Genomic DNA, 13,924 nt, shown 5'->3' on the forward strand with positions numbered 1-13,924 from the left:
ATTATTAATGTTTATCTACCAAAATCGTCTTGAACGCGAACAATATCGTCTTCGTCAGATGGATTTTCAGTATCTGTATGCTGCCAAATTTCAGCAACAATACCCCAATCTTCTAAACCTATTAAGCGATGACGCTCACCTTGATTTAATTTGATTTGGTCGTTAGGATGATAACGTTTCAATTCACCTTCTTGGTCTGTTTGGCTTGTAACAATTCCAACGGTACCAGTTACAACTTGCCAAATTTCCGCTCTGCGGTGATGGTATTGCCAAGATAAACGTGCATCTGGAGCTACAATCAAAATTTTCGGACTTAATTTCCCTCCAATTTTCAAGGTGTCTACGTCTAGTCCATCGAAATAAGTATCTGCAAACTGTTGCGCCTGCGCTTCGTCTATTACAAAAAAGCCGCCCCAAGGCCTAGTCTCGTCTCTAGTTATAACGTTAAAACCTTCTAATTTTAAACGTTGTGCAACATTATCAAAAATGTCCTTTTTATGAGTTTCCATTATCTACCAAAAATACTGCTTACAAATTAAAAACAACGCTTTTAATTTGTGGTTTTTCAAAAATGTGCTTAAAATCAAGTTTAATGATCTGATTTCTTAGAAAACCGCTTTCCTAAAAATATAAATACTGCAAAAAGCAATAGAAATAATAAGGTAATTGCCACGCAGTTAATCAGCACCCTTTCTAATCCCAACTTTGTAATATTAAGAAATGGATATGGATAAAACTCAACTTGACTGCCTCTAACCAAAACAAAAACGGTATAGGTTAAAGGGAAGATTAACCACGCCCAGATATTGTTCCATTTGAGTTCATATTTAGGAACAAAATAGATCCAATAAAGCAAGAACATGAATGGGACAACAACATGAAGCAGTTCATTAAGTAAAATAGACCAGCCTTGTAATTCCCATAAAAACCTCAAAACGGTGTTATAGATTAATGCAACCACTAAAATGTATATGGTTATGGCTGTTTTAACTGATGTTTTAGCGAAGAAACTACCTACCCTTGTTTTAGGGAACAGTAAAATACATGTACTGCAAATGGCTACAAGTATATTACTATCAATGGTAAAGTAACTGAAGAACCTGGTGATCAGCTCCCCTTTTGGCGCTACATCACTGGTAATATGTAAATAAAATTGAAATATTATTGTGAACCAAGCAATAACAGATAGCAATGCTAAATATCCTTTTTCAATTGTTTGTTGAGTTTTAGGCATAATGAGCGGAATTAAATGAAAAAGCCATCTACAGTAAGTAAATGGCTAAATTTTATGCTTGAGCTGTTGGCCCACCAAAACCCATAGGAAATGGCGTTTCATCTTGTGTTTTGATACGGCCGTGTATGGCCTCAAACTTCTCAATATTGTCTTGCATTGCTTGCATTAAGCGCTTAGCGTGCTCAGGAGTTAAGATAATCCTCGATTTTACTTTTGCTTTGGGAATACCCGGCATCACCCTAATAAAATCTAAAACAAACTCTGTATTAGAGTGGGTAATGATCGCCAAATTAGAAAAAATACCTTCTGCAATTTCTTCCGCTAACTCTATATTTAATTGATTTTCGTTCTGTTGTTCTTCCATAATAACAAAACTAACTTTTTAAAGGAAACATTCAAAAAATAAAAAAGCTCCGAAGTAAACTCCGGAGCTTTAAAATTTATGTGACTTATTACTAAGCTTCTACTTCTTCTTGTTTCGAAGCTAATAATTTATCGTACTCTTCTTGAGAACCTACAATGATACGCTCGTAGCCACGTACACCGGTACCTGAAGGAATCAAGTGACCAACAATTACGTTTTCTTTCAAGCCTAACATTCTGTCTTTCTTACCTGCAATTGCAGCTTCGTTTAACACTTTAGTAGTCTCTTGGAATGAAGCAGCAGAGATAAACGACTTAGTACCTAATGAAGCACGCGTGATACCTTGTAGTACTGAACTTGCAGTAGCTGGTTTAGCATCTCTTACTTCGATCTGAGCTAAATCTTGACGTTTCAATTGAGAATTTTCGTCTCTTAATTTACGTAAAGATAAGATCTGACCTGGTTTTACCGTAGTTGAATCACCCGCTTCAACAACAACTTTCTTGTCGAAAATTTCGTCGTTTTCCACCATGAAATCCCAACGGTCAACAGAGTCATTTTCTAAGAAACGAGTATCTCCCGGATCTTCGATATGTACTTTCTGCATCATTTGGTGTACAATTACTTCAAAGTGCTTATCATTGATTTTCACACCTTGCAAACGATAAACCTCTTGGATACCATTTACTAAGTACTCTTGTACTGCCGCTGGACCTTTGATTGCCAAGATATCTGCTGGAGAGATAGAACCATCTGACAATGGCATACCCGCTTTCACAAAGTCATTATCTTGTACCAAGATGTGTTTAGACAATGGAACAAGGTATTTTTTAACCTCACCATCTCTAGACTCAATAGTCATTTCACGGTTACCACGTTTGATACCGCCCAATGTTACTACGCCATCAATTTCTGTTACAACTGCTGGATTAGAAGGATTACGAGCCTCGAATAACTCAGTTACACGAGGTAAACCACCTGTAATATCTCGGGTTTTACCAGTAGCACGAGGAATTTTCACTAACACTTGTCCAGTTTGTACTGCATCACCATCATCAACAGCAATGTGAGCACCAACAGGAATGTTATAAGTTCTAATTAACTCGCCTTTTTTATCCAATACCTTAATAGAAGGGTTTTTGGTTTTGTCACGAGTATCAATAATTACTTTCTCACGGTGACCAGTTTGTTCATCAGATTCTTCACGGAAAGTTACACCTTCGATAATCGCATCAAATTCGATTTTACCTCCAAATTCTGAGATAATAACCGCGTTGTACGGATCCCAAGAAACAATTTTATCGCCTTTAGCAACTTTATCGCCTTCTTTTACATATAAGAATGCACCGTAAGGGATGTTGTTGTTAACGATAACTTTGTTTGTTCCTGGCTCAACAATTCTGAACTCACCTGAACGACCTAAAACGATGTCGATTACGCCTTCTTCAGTAGTAGTTTGAACTGTACGTAAGTTTTCAAACTCGATTATACCGTCAAACTTAGCGTTGATTTGTGATTCGTTGGCAATGTTAGACGCCGTACCACCCACGTGGAAAGTACGAAGTGTTAACTGTGTACCCGGCTCACCGATTGACTGTGCTGCAATTACACCTACAGCCTCACCACGTTGAACACGCTTACCTGATGCCAAGTTACGACCGTAACATAAAGCACAAACTCCACGCTTGTTTTCGCAAGTTAATACCGAACGAATTTCTACACCTTCTAACGGAGACTCTTCAATTGCTTTAGCAACATCTTCGTTAATATCTTCACCAGCACCAACCAATAACTCACCGTTTAATGGATTGTACACATCATGTAATGAGGTACGTCCCAAAATACGTTCGTATAAAGGCTCAACAATATCTTCGTTATCTTTCAACGCTGTAGTGTACATACCTCTTAAAGTACCACAGTCTACATCGTTTACAATCATATCTTGCGCTACGTCATGCAAACGACGAGTTAAGTAACCCGCATCCGCAGTTTTTAACGCCGTATCCGCCAAACCTTTACGGGCACCGTGGGTAGAGATAAAGTACTCTAATACAGATAAACCTTCTTTAAAGTTTGATAAGATTGGGTTTTCGATAATCTCACCACCAGAACCTGATTTTTGAGGTTTTGCCATTAAGCCCCTCATACCTGCCAACTGACGAATTTGCTCCTTAGAACCACGGGCTCCAGAGTCAAGCATCATGTAAACAGAGTTGAAACCTTGGTTATCTGATGATAATTGGTTCATCACAAACGTAGTTAAACGATTGTTGATACGTGTCCAGATATCGATAATTTGGTTGTAACGTTCGTTGTTGGTAATGAAACCCATGTTATAGTTGTTTCTTACTTCTTCAACTTCGTTAGCAGCTTGCTCTAATAAAGTATGTTTCTCAACTGGAATGTTTACGTCTTGTAAGTTGAACGATAAACCTCCACGGAACGCACTTTGGAAACCTAATTCTTTGATATCATCTAAGAACTTAGCAGAACGAGCCATACCAGTCATTTTCACTACTTCACCAATAATATCTCTTAAAGATTTCTTAGTTAATAGCTCGTTGATATAACCAACTTCTTCTGGTACCATTTGGTTAAATAACACACGACCAACTGTAGTTTCGATTAACTTATTTACAATTGTACCGTCTGATTCTTTAACGTTAGCTTTTACTTTAATCCAAGCGTGTAGATCTACTCTCTTCTCGTTGTAAGCAATAATTACTTCTTCCGCAGAGTAAAAATTCATATCCTGACCTCTTACTACTCTCTTATCGTCAGTTCTACGGCCTTTAGTAATATAATAAAGACCCAAAACCATATCCTGAGAAGGTACTGTAATTGGCGTACCGTTAGCAGGGTTAAGGATATTGTGAGCAGCCAACATCAATACTTGGGCTTCCAAAATTGCAGCATTACCTAACGGTAAGTGAACTGCCATCTGGTCACCGTCAAAATCGGCGTTGAATGCTGTACACACTAATGGGTGTAATTGGATAGCTTTACCTTCTACTAATTTAGGTTGGAAAGACTGAATACCTAATCTGTGTAGCGTAGGTGCACGGTTTAACAACACTGGGTGTCCTTTCAATACGTTTTCAAGGATATCCCAAACTAGTGGATCTTTTCTATCAACAATTTTCTTAGCTGATTTTACTGTTTTTACAACACCACGCTCAATCATCTTACGAATAATGAATGGTTTGTAAAGCTCAGCAGCCATATCTTTTGGTAAACCACATTCGTGTAATTTAAGGTTTGGACCTACAACAATTACCGAACGAGCAGAATAATCCACACGTTTACCTAATAAGTTTTGACGGAAACGACCTTGTTTACCTTTCAAGATATCTGAAAGTGATTTCAAGGCACGGTTACCTTCAGTTTTAACAGCATTTACTTTACGTGAGTTATCGAATAACGAATCTACAGCTTCCTGCAACATACGTTTCTCGTTACGTAAAATAACTTCTGGTGCTTTAATCTCGATCAAACGTTTTAAACGGTTGTTACGGATAATTACACGACGATATAAATCGTTCAAATCTGAAGTTGCAAAACGACCACCTTCCAATGGAACCAAAGGACGCAATTCTGGCGGAATAACAGGAACAATCTTGATGATCATCCACTCTGGGTTATTCTCGATGTTTGCTCTAGAGCCACGGAAAGCTTCTACAACTTGAAGACGTTTTAACGCTTCGTTTTTACGTTGTTGAGAAGTTTCGTTAGCCGCTTGGTGACGTAAATTATATGATAAACTATCTAAATCGATACGTTTCAACAAATCTTCTAAAGCCTCTGCTCCCATTTTGGCAACAAATTTATTAGGATCTTTATCGTCTAAGTATTGATTTTCTTTAGGTAATTTATCTAAAATATCAAGGTATTCTTCTTCAGTTAAGAAATCCATGAATTGGATACCTTGCTCGCCCATTAAACCAGCTTGAATTACTACATAACGCTCGTAGTAAATAATCAAGTCTAATTTTTTTGTAGGCAAACCTAAAAGATAACCGATTTTGTTAGGTAAAGAACGGAAATACCAGATATGCGCAACAGGAACCACCAAGTTGATGTGTCCCATACGCTCTCTACGTACTTTTTTCTCAGTTACCTCAACACCACAACGGTCGCAAACAATACCCTTATAACGGATACGCTTGTATTTACCGCAATGACATTCGTAATCTTTTACCGGACCAAAAATACGCTCGCAAAACAAACCATCACGTTCAGGTTTGTAAGTACGATAATTGATCGTCTCAGGTTTTAACACCTCACCACTTGAACGCTCTAGAATAATCTCTGGAGACGATAAGCTAATGGTTATCGAGGTGAAATTGCTTTTTAATTTATTATCCTTTTTGTAAGACATATTTCTTTTTTGAGTTTTAAGTAGTAAGTTTTAGGTGATACGTTGCTTAATACAACGTACCACTTATAACTTAAAACTTTTAGTCTAACGTAATATCTAAACCTAAACCGCGTAACTCGTGTACCAATACGTTGAACGATTCTGGTACGCCTGGAGTTGGTAGGTTCTCGCCTTTAACAATGGCTTCGTAAGTTTTGGCTCTTCCAATAACATCATCAGACTTCACAGTCAAGATCTCTTGAAGGATATTAGCAGCACCGAATGCTTCTAATGCCCAAACCTCCATCTCACCAAAACGCTGACCACCAAATTGAGCTTTACCACCCAATGGTTGTTGTGTAATTAATGAGTATGGTCCGATAGAACGGGCGTGCATCTTATCATCAACCATGTGACCTAATTTCAGCATGTAAATAATACCTACTGTAGTCGGCTGATCAAATTTCTCGCCTGTTAAACCATTATTTAAGTAAGTTCTACCAGAAGCTGGCAAATCTGCTTTAGCAATCCATTCTTCTACCTCATCGCTCTTAGCACCATCAAAAATTGGAGTAGCGAATTTCACGCCTAATTTTTGACCAGCCCAAGCCAATACGGTTTCGTAGATCTGACCCAAGTTCATACGTGAAGGTACACCTAGTGGGTTCAACACGATATCAACAGGTGTTCCGTCATCTAAGAAAGGCATATCTTCATCACGTACAATACGAGCAACAATACCCTTATTACCGTGACGACCAGCCATCTTATCACCTACTTTTAATTTACGTTTTTTAGCTACATAAACTTTAGCCATCTGAACAATTCCTGATGGAAGCTCATCTCCAACACTAATTGCAAATTTATCACGTTTGTAAGCACCTAGTTCTTCGTTTACACGGATACCGTAGTTGTGCAACAACATTTTAATTTGCTCATTTTTGTCTTCGTCAGTAGTCCATTTGTATGGATTAATGTGAGCGTATTCTAAATCAGCTAATATTTTCTGAGTGAACTTAGCACCTTTAGCAATTAAAAGTTCTTTGTAAACGTTGAATACACCTTGAGATGTTTTACCATTTACAACTTGGAACAATTTCTCTACTAATTCGTTTTTAAGAGCCTCAGTTACGCTATTATATTTCTTGTCTAATTTCTCAATTGCTGATTTTTCTTCAGCTTTTGTAGTTTTCTTAGCTCTAGAGAATAATTTAGTATCGATAACCACACCTTTAATTGATGGTGGAGTTTTCAATGAAGCATCTTTCACATCGCCAGCTTTGTCACCAAAGATTGCACGAAGTAATTTCTCTTCTGGTGAAGGATCAGACTCACCTTTTGGTGTAATTTTACCAATTAAGATGTCGCCTTCTTTAACTTCAGCACCAACGCGGATAATACCGTTCTCATCTAAATCTTTAGTAGCTTCTTCAGAAACGTTAGGGATATCTGGAGTTAACTCCTCTTCACCACGTTTTGTATCACGTACTTCTAATTCAAACTCTTCGATGTGTAGTGAAGTAAAGATATCTTCTCTAACAATACGCTCGTTAATTACAATCGCATCCTCAAAGTTATATCCTTGCCAAGGCATGAAAGCTACTTTTAAGTTTCTTCCTAATGCCAATTCACCATCTTCAGTTGCATAACCTTCGCAAAGCACTTGTCCTTTAGTAACTTTTTGACCTTTCTTAACGATTGGTTTCAAGTTGATACAAGTATTTTGGTTGGTTTTTTTGAATTTAGTTAATCTATAAGCTTTGCTATCTCCTTCAAAAGAAACTAAACGATCATCGTCATTTCTTTCATATTTGATTACAATTTGATTTGCATCTACATACTCAACAACACCGTTTCCTTCTGCATTGATCAAAGTTCTTGAGTCACGAGCAACGCGACCTTCTAAACCTGTACCTACAATTGGAGCCTCAGGACGTAACAATGGTACGGCCTGACGTTGCATGTTCGATCCCATCAACGCCCTGTTCGCATCATCATGTTCTAAGAACGGAATTAACGAAGCAGCAATTGAAGTAATCTGGTTAGGTGCAATATCCATCAAGTCTAATTTCTCAGGCTCGATAATCGGGAAGTCACCCTCGTAACGTGCTTTAACACGTGGCGTAGAGAAATTACCTTTATCATCGTACTGCGCATTAGCTTGAGCGATAGTTTTACCATCTTCATCTTCTGCAGATAAGTAAATCACATCTTCATTCATAGCAACTTTACCGTCTACAACCTTTTTGTAAGGAGTTTCGATAAAACCTAAGCTATTGATCTTAGCGTGAACGCAAAGAGATGAAATCAAACCAATGTTTGGACCCTCTGGAGTTTCGATAGTACACAAACGACCGTAGTGCGTATAGTGAACGTCACGAACCTCGAAACCTGCACGCTCACGAGATAGACCACCTGGACCTAAAGCGGAAAGACGACGCTTGTGCGTAATCTCTGCCAAAGGATTGGTTTGATCCATGAACTGTGAAAGTTGGTTGGTACCAAAGAAAGAGTTGATTACAGAAGACAATGTACGAGCATTGATCAAATCTGTTGGTGTAAACACCTCGTTATCGCGAATGTTCATACGCTCACGGATAGTTCTAGCCATACGAGCTAAACCTACACCAAATTGTGCGTACAATTGCTCACCTACCGTACGTACACGACGGTTTGATAAGTGATCGATATCATCCACCTCTTCTTTAGAGTTAATTAACTTGATCAAATATTTAACAATTGCTATAATATCTGCTTTCGTTAAAACTTTAACCTCGTCAGGAGTATCCATTTTTAACTTACGGTTGATACGGTATCTACCCACATCACCTAAGTCATAACGCTTATCTGAGAAGAATAAACGATCAATGATACCTCTTGCAGTTTCCTCATCAGGTGGTTCTGCGTTACGCAAAGCACGATAGATGTTCTCCACAGCCTCTTTTTCAGAGTTAGAAGTATCTTTTTGTAAAGTATTATATATAATGGTATAATCAGCTTGAGATGCACCATCATCTTTAGATAAAATGATAGTTTTAACACCTGCATCGATGATTAAATCAATATGGTCGTCTTCTAAAACAGTATCCCTGTCTAAAATAACTTCATTACGGTCAATAGAAACTACCTCACCGGTATCCTCATCCACAAAATCTTCTACCCATTTTCTAAGAACCCTTGCAGCTAGTTTACGTCCGATATATTTCTTCAAACCAGATTTGCTAACTTTTACTTCATCAGCTAAATCAAAAAGCTCTAAGATATCTTTATCAGAATCGTAACCAATAGCACGCAACAACGTAGTTACTGGGAATTTTTTCTTACGATCGATATAAGCATACATTACGTTATTAACGTCTGTAGCAAACTCGATCCAAGAACCTTTAAACGGAATTACACGGGCAGAATATAACTTAGTACCATTTGTGTGACGGCTTTGGCCGAAGAACACACCTGGAGATCTATGTAATTGAGATACAATTACACGTTCTGCACCGTTAATTACGAATGTACCTTTAGGAGTCATATAAGGAATGGTTCCTAAGTATACATCTTGAATAATGGTTTCAAAATCTTCATGCTCAGCATCGTTACAAGAAAGCTTCAATTTAGCTTTCAACGGAACGCTGTAAGTTAGTCCACGGTCAATACATTCAGGAATGTCATAACGAGGTGGATCAATAAAATAATCTAAAAATTCTAAAACAAAAATGTTTCTAGAATCAGTGATTGGGAAGTTTTCTGCGAACACTTTAAACAAACCTTCTGTATGACGGTTGTCTGAAGTAGTTTCGATCTGGAAAAATTCTCTAAATGATTGCAACTGCACATCCAGAAAATCTGGATAATCGATAATGTGCTTACTACGTGCAAAATTTACTCTTTGGTCGACTTTATTTGCCAAGGGACTAAATTTAATTTAGTTTAAGAATAAACTATTTTTTGGTTTTAAGGGAAACATTTTCATCCACCAAACAAAATGAAATGTTTATAAACGGGAATAGACTCCGACTTTGCAGTCGGAGTCTTTTCTTTGAGTTTCGTTATATTAAGTGATTACTTAATCTCAACTACAGCTCCAGCTTCTTCTAATTGTTTTTTAAGAGCTTCTGCTTCGTCTTTAGCAACACCAGCTTTTAATTCTTTAGGTGCACCATCAACTAAGTCTTTAGCTTCTTTCAAACCTAAACCAGTTAAGTCTTTAACTAATTTAACTACAGCTAATTTTTGACCACCAGCATCTTTCAAGATTACATCAAAAGATGTTTTCTCTTCAGCTGCAGCAGCTTCGCCACCAGCAGCAGGAGCAGCTACAGCTACCGCAGCAGCAGCAGGCTCGATACCATACTCGTCTTTTAAGATTTGAGCTAATTCATTAACTTCTTTAACTGTTAAGTTTACTAATTGCTCAGCAAACGCTTTTAAATCTGCCATTTTATTAAGATTTTAAAATTTTACGTGATTGTTGTTTGTTTAACTTACGAACTTAAGGTGTTCGTTAACCTCTTTCTTGTAGTGTTTTAACAATACCTGCGATCTTACCTCCGCTTGATTGCAATGCAGATACAACATTTTTAGCTGGTGATTGTAATAATCCAATGATTTCGCCAATAAGCTCTTCTCTTGATTTAAGGCTTACTAATGCATCTAATTGGTTATCGCCAACAAAGATTGCCGTGTCTACGTATGCACCTTTCAGTTGAGGTTTATCTTCGCCTTTACCTTTTCTAAGTGATTTGATCAACTTTGCAGGACCATTACCTACTTTAGAAAACAATAAAGCCGACTGACCTTTTAATGCTGTGAATATCTCTGATGAGTCACCTTCTAATCCTTCGATCGCTTTTTTGATCAAAGTATTTTTTGCAACTTTCATTTCGATACCGCTTTCGAAACATTTGCGACGGATATTATTTACTTTTTCAACAGATAAGCCTGATGTATCAGTAATATAGAAATTACCGTACTCTTGCATTTTCTCTTGTAGAGCTAAAACTACTTCTTGTTTTTCTTCTCTGTTCATAATTAGATCCCCGCTACTGATTTAGTTTCAATTGCAATTCCAGGACTCATTGTTGAAGAAACATGAATGCTCTTAAAATAAGTTCCTTTTGCAGCAGATGGTTTTAATCTTGAAATTACTTGTAGAACTTCTAAAGCATTTTCATAAATTTTCTCTGCCGGGAATGATACTTTTCCGATTGACGCGTGAATGATACCAGTTTTGTCAACTTTAAAATCGATCTTACCGCCTTTTACATCAGTTACAGCTTTACCAACTTCGTTAGTTACTGTACCTGATTTCGGGTTTGGCATTAAGTTTCTTGGACCTAAAACACGGCCCAACTTACCTACCTTTGCCATACACGAAGGAGTAGTGATAATAATGTCTACATCTGTCCAACCACCTTCAATTTTAGCTACATACTCGTCTAAACCTACAAAATCTGCTCCTGCAGCTTTAGCCTCTTCTTCCTTATCAGGAGTACAAAGAACTAAAACGCGAACAGTTTTACCGGTACCGTGTGGTAAGGTAGCAATACCACGAACCATTTGATTGGCTTTACGTGGGTCTACCCCTAAACTCACATCAATATCTACTGATGCATCGAATTTAGTTAACGTGATTTCTTTTACCAATGCAGCTGCATCTTTTAAAGAATACGATTTACCGGCTTCTAGTTTAGCGTGTGCTATTTTTTGATTTTTTGTTAACTTAGCCACTAGTGTAAACTGTTAATGTTAAATAATTAGTTAAAAGGCGCATCACCTGAAACAGTGATACCCATACTACGTGCTGTACCAGCAACCATACTCATTGCTGATTCGATAGTAAATGCATTTAAATCAGGCATTTTATCTTCAGCAATTGCCTTAACTTGATCCCAAGTCACCGATCCAACTTTTTTACGGTTAGGCTCAGCAGAACCACTCTGTAATTTAGTAGCATCCAATAATTGGATAGCAACCGGAGGGGTTTTGATGATGAAATCGAAAGACTTGTCAGCATATACAGTAATTACAACTGGTAAAACTTTACCTGGCTTATCTTGGGTACGAGCATTGAATTGTTTACAAAACTCCATGATATTCACACCTTTAGCACCTAATGCAGGTCCTACTGGTGGCGATGGGTTTGCAGCTCCGCCTTTGATCTGTAATTTGATCATCGCACTGACTTCTTTTGCCATTTTTTGTTTTTGTTTAATTAAAACTCAATGTTAAATTTTGGAAGCAATGTAACATTTAGATTTCCTTTAGGATGCATTGAATGCAAAAAGGACTGCAAAGATATAAATTATCTTGCAGTCCTCCAATACTTTTATGAAAATTAATTCTCTTTATATTCCTTTCCTAAATAATCTACATAATATTGTCTATTTCTCTCGGATACTAATAACAGATAAAAAGACCCGTAAAATGTAATAGAGTCATATTTGAAATCTACCAAAATCTTATCATCCTTTTCAACAAGTCCCCATTTATCACTTTTCTTAACTATAAATGGTCCTGTATAGGTCTCATTTGATAAATATATTATTTCATAATTTGCCTCCAAAATAGTTTCTTCAGCACCTATGAATTTGCCATTATAAAATCCATTTACAGTTTTCAGCCCCACCTTTCCATTCCCGTAAAAGCGAAAAAACGAACTAGCTTTATAATCCATGCCTTCTTTAATGCATTCATTTACTAGCTCGGAACTATATGTGCAAACTATTTTACCATTTTTATCTATCCTATACAATTTGTTTCTAATCTTAACTGTTCCATAATCCTTTGTTCCAAATTTTCTTATGGTAGAATCGCCATTGTTCAAAATAGGACAGTTAGCCCCAAATGGCTCCGCAAAATCATACTTAGCCTTAATAACTAAATCTCCACCAGAATTTACATATCCAAATTTATTTTTTACCTTATAAGGTATAAGCTCTGGTAATAAAACCTGTCCAGAAGAATAAAATGATATTCCCCCACACAGAAAGAACAATAATATTATTTTAATATATTTTAAATTTACACCTCTATGAATCATAAGCAAAATAATGGGATTATTTTTAAAGATGTTATTTCTATATAAAATCCATAAGAAAATATAATAATGCTTAGGTAACAAAAAAGGCTACTCAATTGAGTAGCCTTCAAATGCTTTTATAATTTCTTATTCTTTTTCTACTTGCATATAGTTAAGTTCCAGTGGCGTTTTACGACCGAAAATCTTAACCATTACTTTCAATTTCTTCTTCTCTTCGTTCACCTCTTCAATGATACCAGAGAAACCATTGAAAGGGCCATCCATTACTTTAACGTTTTCTCCCACAAAGTAAGCAACACTCATTGTTTCACTTTGTTGGCTCATTTCGTCAACCTTACCTAAAATACGGTTAACCTCTGCCTGTCTCATAGGGATTGCATTACCTGCTTTATCTCCTAAGAAACCGATAACGCTATTGATGCCTTTGATTACGTGTTCTAACTCGCCATCAAGTGCGGCTTCAATCATTACATATCCTGGGTAATAGTTACGCTCTTTGGCAATTTTCTTACCATCCTTCATCTGATAGTATTTTTCCGTAGGGATCAATACTTGAGGAACTAGATGAGAGATACCTAAACGGCTAATTTCTGAATCAAGGTATTGTTTTACTTTTTTCTCTTTGCCACTTACCGCTCTAACAACGTACCATTTTAGCTGATCGTTCATCTAATAAATCTTTTTTAAAGTGAATTGTAAAACGTTTCAAGAATGAAATTAGCTCCTTTATCCATAGCTAATATCACCAACGAAATGATTGCAGATGCCACTAAAACCAACACTGCCGAATTTTGTAAATCACCCCATGTAGGCCAAGTTACCTTTTGGGTCATTTCTTCGTACGATTCTTTTATAAATTGAACTACCTTAGCCATATTTGAGAATTTTGAATGAGAAAATTTTGAATGGTTGAAACTTATTTCATCATTTCAA

At 36.9% G+C, this 13,924-nt stretch carries 12 protein-coding genes; all 12 read right to left on the bottom strand.

Annotated elements, in window-relative coordinates; genetic code table 11:
- Window positions 1–11 precede the first annotated feature (11 nt).
- Entirely contained in the window at window positions 12–509 is a 498-nt protein-coding gene (locus AC23ME_RS09730; RefSeq protein WP_487727566.1) for a cupin domain-containing protein, read from the bottom strand.
- A gap of 80 nt (window positions 510–589) precedes the next feature.
- Window positions 590–1,234 (bottom strand): Pr6Pr family membrane protein, encoded by a 645-nt coding sequence (locus tag AC23ME_RS09735; RefSeq protein ID WP_487727567.1) that lies wholly within the window; start codon window positions 1,232–1,234, stop codon window positions 590–592.
- A gap of 52 nt (window positions 1,235–1,286) precedes the next feature.
- Complete coding sequence (locus AC23ME_RS09740) at window positions 1,287–1,598, bottom strand: DUF3467 domain-containing protein (protein ID WP_097131864.1); 312 nt, start codon at window positions 1,596–1,598, stop codon at window positions 1,287–1,289.
- A gap of 91 nt (window positions 1,599–1,689) precedes the next feature.
- Entirely contained in the window at window positions 1,690–5,976 is a 4,287-nt protein-coding gene (gene rpoC / locus AC23ME_RS09745) for a DNA-directed RNA polymerase subunit beta' (protein ID WP_487727568.1), read from the bottom strand.
- Between the two features lie 79 nt (window positions 5,977–6,055).
- Window positions 6,056–9,859, bottom strand: a complete 3,804-nt coding sequence (rpoB, locus tag AC23ME_RS09750; protein ID WP_487727569.1) for a DNA-directed RNA polymerase subunit beta — start codon at window positions 9,857–9,859, stop codon at window positions 6,056–6,058.
- Between the two features lie 152 nt (window positions 9,860–10,011).
- The gene (gene rplL / locus AC23ME_RS09755) at window positions 10,012–10,389 is read right to left on the bottom strand and encodes a 50S ribosomal protein L7/L12 (protein WP_097131870.1); all 378 of its coding nucleotides are present in this window, start codon (window positions 10,387–10,389) and stop codon (window positions 10,012–10,014) included.
- 64 nt (window positions 10,390–10,453) lie between these two features.
- Window positions 10,454–10,978: a 50S ribosomal protein L10 gene (gene rplJ, locus AC23ME_RS09760; RefSeq protein WP_487727570.1), complete on the bottom strand. Its 525-nt coding sequence runs from the start codon at window positions 10,976–10,978 to the stop codon at window positions 10,454–10,456.
- A 2-nt stretch (window positions 10,979–10,980) separates the two neighbouring features.
- Window positions 10,981–11,679 (bottom strand): 50S ribosomal protein L1, encoded by a 699-nt coding sequence (rplA, locus tag AC23ME_RS09765; RefSeq protein ID WP_487727571.1) that lies wholly within the window; start codon window positions 11,677–11,679, stop codon window positions 10,981–10,983.
- 26 nt (window positions 11,680–11,705) lie between these two features.
- Window positions 11,706–12,146 carry a 50S ribosomal protein L11 gene (gene rplK / locus AC23ME_RS09770; RefSeq protein ID WP_097131876.1) on the bottom strand — a complete coding sequence of 147 codons (441 nt, stop codon included), beginning with the start codon at window positions 12,144–12,146 and terminating at the stop codon, window positions 11,706–11,708.
- A gap of 140 nt (window positions 12,147–12,286) precedes the next feature.
- On the bottom strand, window positions 12,287–12,991 hold the full coding sequence (locus AC23ME_RS09775; protein ID WP_487727572.1) for a WG repeat-containing protein: 705 nt from the start codon (window positions 12,989–12,991) through the stop codon (window positions 12,287–12,289).
- A 126-nt stretch (window positions 12,992–13,117) separates the two neighbouring features.
- The gene (gene nusG / locus AC23ME_RS09780; protein WP_487727573.1) at window positions 13,118–13,660 is read right to left on the bottom strand and encodes a transcription termination/antitermination protein NusG; all 543 of its coding nucleotides are present in this window, start codon (window positions 13,658–13,660) and stop codon (window positions 13,118–13,120) included.
- 14 nt (window positions 13,661–13,674) lie between these two features.
- Window positions 13,675–13,866: a preprotein translocase subunit SecE gene (gene secE / locus AC23ME_RS09785; RefSeq protein WP_487727574.1), complete on the bottom strand. Its 192-nt coding sequence runs from the start codon at window positions 13,864–13,866 to the stop codon at window positions 13,675–13,677.
- Window positions 13,867–13,924 lie beyond the last annotated feature (58 nt).

It is taken from the genome of Pedobacter sp. T50_32, assembly GCF_057652195.1.

Coding starts and splice junctions, on each gene's coding strand:
- AC23ME_RS09730 (WP_487727566.1), bottom strand. CDS start 509: ATGGAAACTCATAAAAAGGACATTTTTGATAATGTTGCACAACGTTTA.
- rpoC (WP_487727568.1), bottom strand. CDS start 5,976: ATGTCTTACAAAAAGGATAATAAATTAAAAAGCAATTTCACCTCGATA.
- rplL (WP_097131870.1), bottom strand. CDS start 10,389: ATGGCAGATTTAAAAGCGTTTGCTGAGCAATTAGTAAACTTAACAGTT.
- AC23ME_RS09735 (WP_487727567.1), bottom strand. CDS start 1,234: ATGCCTAAAACTCAACAAACAATTGAAAAAGGATATTTAGCATTGCTA.
- AC23ME_RS09775 (WP_487727572.1), bottom strand. CDS start 12,991: ATGATTCATAGAGGTGTAAATTTAAAATATATTAAAATAATATTATTG.
- rplK (WP_097131876.1), bottom strand. CDS start 12,146: ATGGCAAAAGAAGTCAGTGCGATGATCAAATTACAGATCAAAGGCGGA.
- secE (WP_487727574.1), bottom strand. CDS start 13,866: ATGGCTAAGGTAGTTCAATTTATAAAAGAATCGTACGAAGAAATGACC.
- rplJ (WP_487727570.1), bottom strand. CDS start 10,978: ATGAACAGAGAAGAAAAACAAGAAGTAGTTTTAGCTCTACAAGAGAAA.
- AC23ME_RS09740 (WP_097131864.1), bottom strand. CDS start 1,598: ATGGAAGAACAACAGAACGAAAATCAATTAAATATAGAGTTAGCGGAA.
- nusG (WP_487727573.1), bottom strand. CDS start 13,660: ATGAACGATCAGCTAAAATGGTACGTTGTTAGAGCGGTAAGTGGCAAA.